An 11,965-nucleotide genomic window follows, 5' to 3' on the forward strand; every position below is an offset into this window, starting at 1 on the left:
GTTAGGCTCGGCCGGTGGTCGAGCGCCTGTCCCTCAACGCCTCCGACGGGGTGGTGCTCGACGCCGAGCTGGCCGTCCCCGACCACCCCGCCACCTCGGGGTTCGTGGTGTGCCACCCGCACCCGCAGTACGGCGGCTCGATGCACACCACCGTCGTCGGGGCGTTGTTCGCCGCCCTGCCCGGCCACGGCGCCACCTGCCTGCGGTTCAACTTCCGCGGGGTCGGCAAGAGCTCCGGGGAGCACACCGGGGGCGACGCCGAGCGCCTCGACGTGGAGGCCGCGGTCGCCGCCCTGGCCGAGCGCCTCGACCCCGGTGTGCCGCTGGTGCTGGCCGGCTGGTCGTTCGGCGGTGACATGGCGCTGTCGGTGGCCCCGCCGCGGGTGACGTCGTGGTTCGGCATCGCCCCGCCGCTGCGCTTCGCCCACGATCTCGACGTGGTGGGCGCCGATCCCCGCCCCGTGCTGCTCGCGCTGGCCGAACGCGACGAGGTCCGGCCCCCGGCGGAGGTGGTCGCCGCGACGGCGGGCTGGACGAACACCCGGGTCGAGGTGCTGCCCGGTGCGTCGCACTTCTTCACCGGCGGCACCGCGCGCCTGGTGGAGCTGGCCGCCGGACTCGTTCAGGCGTAGGTGCGCAGTTCCACCCCGTTGCCGTCGGGGTCGGCCAGGTAGATGCCCCGGCCCTGGCCGCGCGCGCCGGACAGGCTCGTCGGCGCGGGCACCCCGTGCTCGACGGCGACCGCGTCCAGGTCCGCGTCGACGACGAGCGCGAAGTGCGCCAGGTTCTCCCCGGTGCGCTCGCCGGCCACCACGTCGATGATCGTCTCCGGGCCGACCCGCAGCGACGCGAACGGGACCTCCCCGCGCCGCCAGAGCTCCAGCCGCTCCACGCCCAGCCCGAGTACGTCGGCGTACCAGGCGATCAGGCGCTCCGCGTCGGGGGAGACGAGCACGATGTGGTCCAGCCCGGTGACACGCATGCTCCCAAGGAAACAGCGCCCGCCCGTGCTGTCAACCGATCGCGCTCAGCGCCGTGCGGACCACGAGGAAGCACCCCAGCGCCAGCAGCAGCACCTGCCACCGCGCCCACGCCCGGTGCCGCACGATCAGCCACACCGGCAGGGCCGCGAGCAGGGCGTGGACCGTCAGCGAACCCGCGACCAGCCCGAACGCCCCCGCCGACGGCGGCGGACCGAGCAGCGCGAGGATCAGCGCCAGGCTGGTGGCGGCCCAGACCAGGCACGCGAGAGCGGCGCGGCCGTAGCCGCTGTGCACGACCGGGGGCGGGTACGTCATCGGCCCAGGTTAGGAACCGCCGGGCCCGCTGTGGGCCGAACGGGGAAACCCCGCAGGACCCGGCGCGAGAGGTGATCGGCTCATGCGGGCCCGCGACGAGCTGCGGCGTCAGACCCGCAGGTAGGGACGGCCGCGACCGGTCCAGCGGTCCTCGTCGCGGCGGTAGACCGGGATCGGCTCCTTCGCCACGTGGAACGTGTAGCGGCCCGCGGTCTCGACGACCTCGCCGTCGGTGGCGAGCATCCCGGGCACCGCCAGCTCCACGTCGAGCTCGGCCACCTCCCGCTGCCCGTAGACCCGGCTGTGCCCGAGCGCCCCGAGCAGCAGGGCCGCGACGGCGCGCAGTCGCGAGTACCGGATGTCGGCGCGCAGCCAGCGCACGTCGAGCAGCCCGGAGTCCAGCGTCGGGCGCCACGCCGGCACCATCCCGCGCGGGTGGTAGGGCCCGTTGCCGACGAACAGGAACCAGACCTTCGTCCAGCGGCCGTCGATCTTCACGTCCACGGCCTCGGCGCGGTGCAGCACCACCACCAGCGCGGCGGCGAACGCCGGCCACTTGCCCCACTTCGGCTCCCACTGCTCGCGCAGCCGGACGAGATCGGGGTAGGAGCCGAGGCTCGCGGTGTTGAGGAAGCAGCGCGTGCGCATCACGTCGGCGCTCTCGGGGTCGGCGCCGTGACCGGGGTGCACGTCCACCAGCGCGAGGTCGACGGCCACGGCCTGGCCCGCCCCGGACGCGTCGACGGCCTCCTGAAGGTCGTAGACGCCCACGTCGCGGGCGAAGTGGTTGAGCGTGCCCGTGGGCACCACCACCATGGGCAGCCGGCGCCGTCCGGCCACGGCGGCCGCCGCGGCGACGGTGCCGTCACCGCCGGCCACCCCGATCGCCAGCGCCGCGTCGCCCGCCGCCTCGACCGCCTCGTCGAGCTGCTCGTCGAGGTCGCGGTCGGGCTCGGCCCGGATCACCACGGCCTCGGGCAGCGCGGCCTCCAGCTCGTCGGCGGGGTTGTAGTCGGCGTCGCCGGAGCGCTGGTTGGACACCAGCACCAGGCCCCTGCCCCGCGGCAGGTCCGGCACCGTGTCGAGCGGCCGGGCGCGGGCCTCGTCGACCTCGCGGACGGGCCACCAACGCTGTGTGACCCACGCGATGCCGCTGCCCAGCGCGGCGCCGGCCACGACGTCGGACGTCCAGTGGACCCCGACGTGCACCCGCGAGTACGCGACGGCCGCCGCGAGCGGCGCCACGACCAGACCCGACCGCGGGCTCTCCATCGCGACGGCCGTGGCGAACGCGGCGGCCGACGCCGCGTGCCCCGAGGGGAACGACGAGGAACTCGGTGGGTTCGCGATCTTCTGGTAGGCCGGGAGCTCCGACGCGGCCGGGCGCCGCCGCGGCAGCAGCGGCTTGAGCCCGGCGTTCGCGGCGGCGCTGGCCAGCCCGATCGACAGCAGCCCGCGCATCGCGGCCTTGCGGGTCGTGCCCCGCCGGGCGGCGAGCAGCGTCGCGACGCCGAACCACAGCAGGCTGTGGTTCGCCGAGTTCGACAGGCTCTTCATGGCCGTGTCGACGTGCGAGGGATGCCACCGGGAGATCGCCCGGGAGATGGCGCGGTCGGTGTTCCCGACGCGGTCCGTGCTGTTGGCCAACCACCTGATCACCCCTGGACCCTACGGGTGAGCGAACCGGACAACAGCGCCAGTGTCGCGACCCACTGCCCGAGACATGCCCCACGAGAGCCACTCTCCGCCTACGCTGTGTAGATGCAGCGGCGGATCTTTGGTGTCGAGACCGAGTTCGGGGTCACCTGCACCTTCCACGGCCAGCGTCGACTCTCCCCGGACGAGGTGGCGCGCTACCTGTTCCGTCGCGTCGTCTCGTGGGGCCGGTCGTCGAACGTGTTCCTGCGCAACGGGGCGCGGCTCTACCTGGACGTCGGCAGCCATCCCGAGTACGCCACGGCCGAGTGCGACAACCTCGCGCAGCTCGTGGCCCACGACAAGGCGGGGGAGCGGATCCTCGAGGACCTGCTGGTCGACGCCGAACGCCGGCTCGTCGACGAGGGCATCGGCGGCGACATCTACCTGTTCAAGAACAACACCGACTCGGCGGGCAACTCCTACGGCTGCCACGAGAACTACCTCGTCGCGAGGGCGGGGGAGTTCTCCCGGATCGCCGACGTGCTGCTGCCGTTCCTGGTCACCCGCCAGCTGATCTGCGGCGCCGGCAAGGTCCTGCAGACCCCCCGCGGTGCCGTGTTCTGCCTCTCGCAGCGCGCCGAGCACATCTGGGAGGGCGTCTCCAGCGCCACCACCCGCTCGCGCCCCATCATCAACACCCGCGACGAGCCGCACGCCGACGCCGAGCGCTACCGCCGCCTGCACGTCATCGTGGGCGACTCCAACATGTCCGAGGTCACCACGCTGCTCAAGGTGGGCTCGGCCAGCCTCGTGCTGGAGATGATCGAGGCCGGCGTCCAGTTCCGGGATTTCACCCTCGACAACCCGATCCGCGCCATCCGCGAGATCAGCCACGACCTCACCGGGCGGCGCACCGTCCGGCTGGCGGGCGGCCGCGAGGCCAGCGCCCTGGACATCCAGCGCGAGTACTACGAGCGCGCCGTCGAGCACGTCGCCGCGCGCGGCAGCGAGGACCCCACCACCGCCCGCGTGCTCGACCTGTGGGGCCGCGTCCTGCAGGCCGTCGAGACCCAGAACCTGTCGCTGATCGACCGCGAGATCGACTGGGCCATCAAGAACCGGCTCATCGAGCGCTACCGCAACCGCGACGGCATGGACCTGGCCAACCCGCGCATCGCCCAGCTCGACCTGGCCTACCACGACATCCGGCGCGGCCGCGGCGTCTTCGACCTGCTGCAGCGCAAGGGCCTGGTCGACCGCGTCACCGACGACGGCGAGATCGAGCTGGCCAAGGACACCCCGCCGCAGACCACACGGGCCAAGCTGCGCGGCGACTTCATCGCCGCCGCACAGGCCGCGGGCCGCGACTTCACCGTCGACTGGGTGCACCTCAAGCTCAACGACCAGGCGCAGCGCACCGTGCTGTGCAAGGACCCGTTCCGCTCGGTCGACGAGCGGGTGGACCGGTTGATCGCCTCGTTGTAGCGTTCGCCTCCTGATCTTGGGAGGCACCGTGCAGATCGCCGCCGATGTCGTCATCGCGCTGGTCGCGCTGCTGCACGTCTACATCCTGGCGCTGGAGATGTTCCTGTGGCGCACGCCGCGGGCCCGCGCGGCGTTCGGCACGTCGCCCGCGCTCGCCGAGGACACGGTCGCGATGGCCGGCAACCAGGGGCTCTACAACGGGTTCCTGGCGGCCGGGCTCGCCGTGTCGCTGGTGGCGGGCACGGACACCGACGTCGGCTTCGCGTTCGCGCTGTTCTTCCTGCTGTGCGTGTTCGTCGCCGGCCTCTACGGCGCGGCGACGGTCAGCAGCAGGCGCATCCTGCTGGTGCAGAGCGTGCCGGCGGTCCTGGGCATCGCCCTGCTCCTGCTCGCGCGCTGACTCCCGGGCCCGTCAGGACGGCGGCGCGCCCAGCATCCGCTCGCGGATCTCGGCCAGCGAGTCCTGCACGCTCGCCGAGGACACCGTCTCGTCGTTGCGCCCGGGCTCGATCCCGAACGACCGCAGCAGCTCCGACGCGGGGCCGGCCGGATCGCCGGCCTCACCCAGCACCGGGTGGAGGCCGTGCTCAGCCAGGTGGTGGAACACGAGGTTCACCACGGTCCAGGGATTGAAGGTCTCGGGTGCGCCCATGGTCGTCAGGGTCGTGTGAGTGGGGATACAGGTCAAGGGGTGGAGGTGTAGCAGAGTGAGACGCTGCTTCGGCCGGTCGGCCACGGGACGACCAGGTGCGGGCCTACGATGCCGACGTGTCCTCCGCACGGGCCGAACGTCTGGTGAACCTCGTGCTCTGCCTGCTGTCCACCCGGCAGTTCCTCACGGCCGAGCGCATTCGCTCCATCGTGCCCGGCTACGCCGAGAACGACGAGGCGTTCTTCCGCATGTTCGAGCGGGACAAGACGGAGCTGCGGGAGCTGGGCGTGCCCCTGGAGACGGGCCGCCGCTCCAGCTTCGACACCGCCGACGGCTACCGCATCGCCCGCCAGGACTACGAGCTCGGCGAGATCGACCTCGAACCCGACGAGGCCGCGGCCGTCGCGCTGGCCGCGCGCCTGTGGGACTCCCCGGAGCTGGCCGCCCCCGCGCACGGCGCCCTGGTCAAGCTGCGCGCCGCCGGCGTCGAGGTGGACGAGGACCAGGGGCGCGTGCAGCCACGGGTCCGCGCGGGCGAGCCCGCGTTCGCGCCGCTGCTGGCCGCGGTGCAGGCCGGGCGCGCGGTCACCTTCGACCACCGCCGCGGCGGCCCCGGCGGCGAGCTCGCCACCCGCACCGTCGAGCCCTGGGGGGTGGTGTCCTGGCGCGGGCGCTGGTACCTGGTCGGCTTCGACCGCGACCGCGACGCACCCCGCTCGTTCCGGATCTCCCGCATCGTCGAACCCATCCGCGCCATCGGCCCGCACGGCGCCGTCACGGTGCCGCCCGGCGTCGACCTGATGGGGATGGTGCGCCGCAACGTCGACCCGCCGCCGGTGGTCGGCACGGCGCGGGTCTGGGTGGCGTCGGGACGGGCCCACGGGCTGCGCCGCCTCGGCACGGTCATCCGCCCCCTCACCCACGTCGGACGCGCCGGTGACGAGATGGCGATCGAGCTGCGCGGCACCGAGGTGCTGGCCCGCTGGCTGTCCGGGCACGGCCCCGACATCGCGGTGCTCGACCCGCCCGAGCTCGCGGAGCACGTGCGCGCCAACTGGTCCGCCGCCGCAGCGGCCCACACCACATGAGCGGCTCCGCCGCCCGTGCGCGGAAATCAGGGCCAGAGCACCGTTATCCGCGCACGACCCCCACGCCGTGCACGACCCCCACGTCACTCAGAACCTCAGGGGCCATCCGATGAGCGCCGTCGGGGTGGCCGACCGGCTGCCGCGGCTGCTGTCGCTCGTGCCCTACCTGCTGGCCCGCCCGGGCATCCCGATCGCCGAGGCCGCGGCCGACTTCGGCACCACCGAGAAGCAGCTGCGCCGCGACCTGGAGCTGTTGTGGATGTGCGGGCTGCCCGGCTACGGCCCCGGCGACCTCGTCGACATCTCGTTCGCCGGCGACACCGTCAGCGTCATCGAGGACGCCGGCATGCGCCGCCCGCTGCGGCTGACCACCGCCGAGGCCACCGCCCTGCTCGTGGCCCTGCGGACGCTCGCCGACGTGCCCGGGGTCGTCGACACCGCCGCCGTCCGGCGGGCCACCGTCAAGATCGAACGCGCCGTGGGCGACGCCGGCACGTCGGCGGTGGCCGTGGACGTCACGCCGGCCGAGGAGGCCGCCACCGGCGCCGTGCGCGACGCGCTGGCCGCCGGACGGGCGCTGCGCATCCGCTACTACACGGCGGGCCGCGACGCCGTCTCGCAGCGCACGATCGACCCGATGCGGCTGCTCATCGTCGAGGGCCGCGGCTACCTCGAGGCCTGGTGTCGCCGGGCCGAGGGCGTCCGGCTGTTCCGGCTCGACCGCGTCGAGGACGTCCAGGTGCTCGACGAGCCGTCGGAGCCGCCGCCCGACGCCGAGCCCACCGACCTCTCCGAGGGGCTGTTCAGGCCCAGCGCCGACCACCGCACGGCGGTGCTGGTGCTCGAGCACGACGCGCTGTGGGTGGCCGAGTACTACCCGGTGGACGAGGTGGAGGAGATCGACGGCGACCGCGCCCGCGTGGTGCTGCGCTTCTCCGACCCGGCGTGGCTGGTCCGGCTGGTGCTGGGCCTCGGCGGCCGCGCCCGCATCCTGGAACCGGCGGACCTGGCCGGGGCGGTGGCCGACCGGGCCCGCGCGGCCCTGCAGATGGGGGAGTAGCAGATGGGGTACCTACCAGCCATCATCGTGGGGGTGGCCGGGCTGCTGGTCGTCGTCGCGCTGGTGGCCGTCCTGTTCGGCCACCTGCGCCGCACCACGCGGGCGGCCGCGGTGTTGCGGGCGTCGCTCGCCTCGGCGACGGACGCCCTGCGGCGGGAGCGTCGGCGTTGATCGGGTGCCGCGTATGCTCGAATCGTCACGAATTCTCGTCGAGGAGGTAGGCGCATGCCGGGTGGATGGGAATGGCTCATCATCATCGGGGTTCTGCTGCTGCTGTTCGGGGCCAAGCGTCTCCCCGACATGGCGCGTTCGGTCGGCCAGTCCGCCCGCGTGTTCAAGGGTGAGATGAAGGGTCTCAAGGAGGACGGCAAGGACGGGAAGGACGAGACCCCCGCCACCGTCGAGGCGCCCGCGCCGCTGCCCCAGGCCCGGCCGCCCGTCGCCGAGCAGCAGAAGGTGACCCAGCCGGGCTCCACCAACGCCGGGCAGTAATCTCTGCCCGTGGCCAGACTTTCGTTGCGTCGGGGCGGTAGGCGGCCGAAGAGCCCCGACGGCACGATGTCGCTCGTCGAACACCTCTACGAGCTGCGCAACCGGCTGGGGATCGCCCTCGTCGCCATCTTCATCACGACGATCCTCGGCTTCATCTGGTACGAGACGTCGCTGTTCGGCCTGCCGAACCTCGGCGACATCCTGAAGGGCCCGTACTGCTCCATCCCGGCCGCCAACCGGGCGCAGTTCACGTCCGACCCGAACCAGTGCGTGCTGATCGGTCTCGCGCCGTTCGACCAGTTCACGTTGCGGCTCAAGGTGGCCACCACGGCCGGTGTCGTCCTGGCCTGTCCGGTCTGGCTCTACCAGATCTGGGGCTTCATCACGCCCGGCCTCTACAAGAACGAGCGCCGGTACGCGCTGTCGTTCGTCTCCGCCGCCTCGGTGCTGTTCGTCGGCGGCGCGGTCCTCGCCTACTACATCCTGGCGAAGGGCCTGTCGTTCCTGCTCACCGTCGGCGGTGGCGTCCAGGTCACGGCGCTGTCGGGCCAGGAGTACTTCTCGTTCGTCATCGGCCTGCTGGTGATCTTCGGGGTCAGCTTCGAGCTGCCGCTGCTCGTGGTCATGCTCAACCTGGTCGGCATCGTCAGCTACGAGAAGCTCAAGGCGTGGCGCCGCGGCCTGATCTTCGGACTGTTCGTCTTCGCGGCCATCGCCACGCCCGGCCAGGACCCGTACTCCATGATCGCGCTGGCCGCGGCACTCGTCGTCCTGTTCGAGATGGCCATCCAGTTCGCCCGCTTCAACGACCGGCGCAAGGCCAGGCAGCGCAAGGCCGAGGGCTGGGACGACTGGGATCCCGACAGCCCCTCGCCCATCGACACCGCGCCGAGCGCCATCGACACGACGCCGAGCACCGTCTCGCCGTCGCCGATCCCGGCCCCGGAGCCGGTCACCTACCAGCAGGGCCTCGACGACGTCACGTGAGCACGTCCGTGGCCACGTGATCGGGCTCCACCCCGTCCACGAGGACCGCGATGCCACGCGCGTTGCGGGTCCGCAGCGGCAGGATCTCCCGGTAGGCGGGTGAGTCGTACCACCCGCGGGCCTGCCGGCGGGTCGGGAAGCCGATCACGACGAGCGTGCCCTCCCACTCGCCCTCGAGGGCCTCCGGCGGGTCGCCGTGCACCAGGAACCGCCCCTCGAACGGGGCGAGCGTGGCGTCGATGCGCTGCAGGTACTCGACGATGTCGGGGCCGCGGTCCACGTCGGCCAGGTGGGCGATGGCGTAGGCGGTCACGGGATTCCTCCGGTCTGCGGGGCCGGTGCGCCCGGCCGAGGAGACCAGCCTGCGACGGCCGCGGCCACCCGTCGATGACGTCACAGGTCATGCCGAAGGGTCGTTGTCGGTGCGGTGTGGAAGCCTGGGGGTGTGGCCAGCAGTTCGAGGGCTCCCGCGGAGGCCTACGCCGCCGCCCGGAACCGCGTTGCGCGTCCCCGGCTCGCCGAGTTCGCCGGGAGTCTCCCTTTCGACCTCGACGGGTTCCAGATCTCCGCGTGCTCCGCGCTGGAGGACGGGCACGGCGTTCTCGTGTGCGCCCCCACCGGCGCGGGCAAGACCGTGGTGGGGGAGTTCGCCGTCCACCTGGCGCTCGCCCAGGGCCTGAAGTGCTTCTACACCACGCCGATCAAGGCGCTGTCCAACCAGAAGTACGCCGACCTGGTCGCGCGCCACGGCGCCGACGCGGTCGGGCTGCTGACCGGCGACACGGCGGTCAACGGCGACGCGCAGGTGGTCGTGATGACCACCGAGGTGCTCCGCAACATGATCTACGCGGGCAGCCACCACCTGGAGCACCTCGGCTACGTCGTGATGGACGAGGTGCACTACCTCGCCGACCGGTTCCGCGGCGCGGTGTGGGAGGAGGTCATCCTCCAGCTGCCCGACCACGTCGCCCTGGTCAGCCTCTCGGCCACCGTGAGCAACGCCGAGGAGTTCGGCGACTGGCTCGTCACGGTCCGGGGCGACACCACCGTCGTCGTCGACGAGGTGCGGCCGGTGCCGCTGTGGCAGCACATGATGGTCGGCAACCGGATGCTGGACCTCTTCGCCGGGGAGGACGAGGCCGGGGAGCTGCAGGTCGATCCCGACCTGGTGCGCCACACCCGCGAGCTCGACCGGCAGAACGCGATGTCGAGCTTCGGCGGCGGGCGCGGGCGCGGCCGGTCGGGTGGCCCGCCGCGACGGCCCCAGAACGGCGGCTACCGACCGCCGTCGCGCGTCACGGTCATCGACCGGCTCGACCGCGAGGGGCTGCTGCCCGCCATCACGTTCGTGTTCAGCCGCGCGGGCTGCGACGCCGCCGTCGGGCAGTGCGTGCGCTCAGGGCTGCGGCTGACCACCGACGACGAGGTCGAGGAGATCCGGCGCATCGTCGCCGAGCACACCGCCGACCTGCCGCAGGCCGACCTGGCCGTGCTGGGCTTCTGGGAGTGGCGCGAGGCGCTGGAGCGCGGCATCGCCGCCCACCACGCCGGCATGCTCCCGGCGTTCAAGGAGACCGTCGAGGAGCTCTTCGTCCGCGGGCTGGTCCGCGCGGTGTTCGCCACGGAGACGCTCGCCCTGGGCATCAACATGCCCGCGCGCACGGTCGTCCTGGAGCGGCTGGTCAAGTACAACGGCGAGTCCCACGCCGACCTGACGCCGGGCGAGTACACGCAGCTCACCGGCCGGGCGGGGCGGCGCGGCATCGACGTCGAGGGCCACGCGGTCGTCGTCTGGCAGCCCGGGGTGGACCCCGTGATGGTCGCCGGCCTGGCCTCCACGCGCACCTACCCGCTGCGCAGCTCGTTCCGGCCCGGTTACAACATGGCCGTCAACCTGGTCGGGCGCCTGGGCACCGACGCGGCCCGCGACCTGCTGGAGCAGTCCCTGGGCCAGTTCCAGGCCGACCGGTCGGTGGTGGGGCTCGCCAAGCGCATCGAGCGCAACCTGGAGGCGCTCGCCGGCTACGAGGGCTCCATGCAGTGTCACCTGGGCGATTTCGCCGAGTACATGAGGCTCCGCACCGAGGTCTCCGCGCGGGAGAAGTCGCTGTCCCGCGAGGGCATCACCGAGCGCCGCGAGGCGTCGTCGGAGTCGATGCGGCTGCTCAAGACCGGCGACGTCATCGCGGTCACCACCGGACGGCGCGCGGGCCTGGCAGTGGTGCTCGATCCCGGCATCGACGGCGACGCCGACCCGCGCCCGCTCGTGCTCACCGAGGACCGCTGGGCGGGCCGGCTGTCCACCGCCGACTTCAGCGGGCCCGTCGAGTCGCTGGGGCGGATGCGCCTGCCGAAGCGGGTGGACCACCGCACGCCGCGGGTCCGGCGTGATCTGGCCTCCGCCCTGCGCACCACGGGCATCACCGCACCCAGCTCGCCGCGCCGGCGCGCCCGCGCCGCCAACGGCGACGACCCCGAGCTCGCCGCCCTGCGCCGGGCCCTGCGCAACCACCCCTGTCACGGCTGCGACGACCGCGAGGCCCACGCCCGCTGGGCCGAGCGCCACGCCCGCCTGGAGCGCGAGACCGAGCAGCTGCGGCAGAAGGTGCGCGCCACCACCCACTCGCTGGCCCGGGCGTTCGACCGGATCCGCGGGCTGCTGGGGGAGCGGGGCTACCTCGCCGAGGAACCCGACGCCGAGGGAAACCTCGTCACCGAGCACGGCGCGCGGCTGGCCCGGCTGTGGGGCGAGTCCGACCTGCTCACCGCCGAGTGCCTGCGCCACGGCGTCTGGGAGGGGCTCGACCCCGCCGAGCTCGCCGCCGTCGTCTCCGCGCTGGTGTACGAGACGCGCCGCGACACCGGCACGATGCCGCGCGTGCCGTCCGGGGCCGTGTCGGAGGCGCTGGCCGACACCGTCCGGTTGTGGGCGGAGCTGGAGGCCGACGAGCGGCGCCACCGTGTCGACCGCACCCGCGAGCCCGATCTCGGCTTCGCCTGGCCGATGCACCGCTGGGCCCGCGGCGAGACGCTCTCGGCCGTGCTCACCGCGGCGGAGCAGAACGGCAACGAGCTCACGGCGGGCGATTTCGTGCGCTGGTGCCGGCAGGTGCTCGACCTGCTCGACCAGATCGCCGGCGTCGCGGGCCGCAAGAGCGGGGTCGGCAAGGTCGCGGCGCAGGCCGGGGCGGCCGTGCGCCGGGGCGTGGTGGCCGTCGGAACCTGATCACGGTTGTAGGAGGACCCTGCACGACATGGGGAGTCT

General features: G+C 73.2%; 14 protein-coding genes. 9 read left to right on the plus strand and 5 right to left on the minus strand.

What is annotated here, in order from left to right:
* Positions 1-14: 14 nt before the first annotated feature.
* The gene (locus BGP03_RS26060; RefSeq protein WP_298797767.1) at positions 15-632 is read left to right on the plus strand and encodes an alpha/beta fold hydrolase; all 618 of its coding nucleotides are present in this window, start codon (positions 15-17) and stop codon (positions 630-632) included.
* Here the strand turns inward: BGP03_RS26060 and BGP03_RS26065 are convergent.
* The 3 genes from BGP03_RS26065 to BGP03_RS26075 form a co-directional block, all read right to left on the minus strand.
* Complete coding sequence (locus BGP03_RS26065; RefSeq protein WP_298797765.1) at positions 623-982, minus strand: VOC family protein; 360 nt, start codon at positions 980-982, stop codon at positions 623-625. The genes BGP03_RS26060 and BGP03_RS26065 overlap by 10 nt on opposite strands.
* A 31-nt stretch (positions 983-1,013) precedes the next feature.
* Positions 1,014-1,298 carry a hypothetical protein gene (locus BGP03_RS26070; RefSeq protein ID WP_298797763.1) on the minus strand — a complete coding sequence of 95 codons (285 nt, stop codon included), beginning with the start codon at positions 1,296-1,298 and terminating at the stop codon, positions 1,014-1,016.
* A 108-nt stretch (positions 1,299-1,406) separates the two neighbouring features.
* On the minus strand, positions 1,407-2,957 hold the full coding sequence (locus BGP03_RS26075) for a phosphatase PAP2 family protein (protein WP_296375483.1): 1,551 nt from the start codon (positions 2,955-2,957) through the stop codon (positions 1,407-1,409).
* A 102-nt stretch (positions 2,958-3,059) separates the two neighbouring features.
* On the opposite strand from BGP03_RS26075, the gene pafA reads away from it, so the two are divergent.
* Complete coding sequence (pafA, locus tag BGP03_RS26080) at positions 3,060-4,421, plus strand: Pup--protein ligase (protein ID WP_296375482.1); 1,362 nt, start codon at positions 3,060-3,062, stop codon at positions 4,419-4,421.
* Positions 4,422-4,449: 28 nt separating this feature from the next.
* Positions 4,450-4,821, plus strand: coding sequence for a DUF1304 domain-containing protein (locus BGP03_RS26085; RefSeq protein ID WP_298797825.1), 372 nt, complete (start codon positions 4,450-4,452; stop codon positions 4,819-4,821).
* 12 nt (positions 4,822-4,833) lie between these two features.
* On the opposite strand, the gene BGP03_RS26090 is transcribed toward BGP03_RS26085, so the two are convergent.
* Positions 4,834-5,073, minus strand: a complete 240-nt coding sequence (locus tag BGP03_RS26090) for a hypothetical protein (protein WP_296375478.1) — start codon at positions 5,071-5,073, stop codon at positions 4,834-4,836.
* A gap of 116 nt (positions 5,074-5,189) precedes the next feature.
* Between BGP03_RS26090 and BGP03_RS26095 the strand changes: the two genes are divergently transcribed.
* The 5 genes from BGP03_RS26095 to tatC all read left to right on the plus strand — a co-directional run bounded on the left by BGP03_RS26095 (position 5,190) and on the right by tatC (position 8,700).
* Positions 5,190-6,161 carry a WYL domain-containing protein gene (locus BGP03_RS26095; RefSeq protein ID WP_296375476.1) on the plus strand — a complete coding sequence of 324 codons (972 nt, stop codon included), beginning with the start codon at positions 5,190-5,192 and terminating at the stop codon, positions 6,159-6,161.
* A 109-nt stretch (positions 6,162-6,270) separates the two neighbouring features.
* Positions 6,271-7,221 (plus strand): YafY family protein, encoded by a 951-nt coding sequence (locus tag BGP03_RS26100; RefSeq protein ID WP_296375471.1) that lies wholly within the window; start codon positions 6,271-6,273, stop codon positions 7,219-7,221.
* A gap of 3 nt (positions 7,222-7,224) precedes the next feature.
* On the plus strand, positions 7,225-7,392 hold the full coding sequence (locus tag BGP03_RS26105; protein WP_296375469.1) for a hypothetical protein: 168 nt from the start codon (positions 7,225-7,227) through the stop codon (positions 7,390-7,392).
* 54 nt (positions 7,393-7,446) lie between these two features.
* Positions 7,447-7,713 (plus strand): Sec-independent protein translocase subunit TatA, encoded by a 267-nt coding sequence (gene tatA, locus BGP03_RS26110; RefSeq protein ID WP_298797759.1) that lies wholly within the window; start codon positions 7,447-7,449, stop codon positions 7,711-7,713.
* 9 nt (positions 7,714-7,722) lie between these two features.
* Positions 7,723-8,700 (plus strand): twin-arginine translocase subunit TatC, encoded by a 978-nt coding sequence (gene tatC / locus BGP03_RS26115; protein WP_296375466.1) that lies wholly within the window; start codon positions 7,723-7,725, stop codon positions 8,698-8,700.
* Here tatC and BGP03_RS26120 read toward each other — a convergent pair.
* Complete coding sequence (locus BGP03_RS26120; RefSeq protein ID WP_298797757.1) at positions 8,693-9,013, minus strand: DUF1330 domain-containing protein; 321 nt, start codon at positions 9,011-9,013, stop codon at positions 8,693-8,695. The two genes, tatC and BGP03_RS26120, sit on opposite strands and share 8 nt — an antisense overlap.
* Positions 9,014-9,145: 132 nt before the next feature.
* On the opposite strand from BGP03_RS26120, the gene BGP03_RS26125 reads away from it, so the two are divergent.
* Positions 9,146-11,926: a DEAD/DEAH box helicase gene (locus tag BGP03_RS26125; RefSeq protein ID WP_298797755.1), complete on the plus strand. Its 2,781-nt coding sequence runs from the start codon at positions 9,146-9,148 to the stop codon at positions 11,924-11,926.
* Positions 11,927-11,965: the final 39 nt, after the last annotated feature.

The organism is Pseudonocardia sp. 73-21, from assembly GCF_001899645.1.
GTDB lineage: Bacteria > Actinomycetota > Actinomycetes > Mycobacteriales > Pseudonocardiaceae > Pseudonocardia.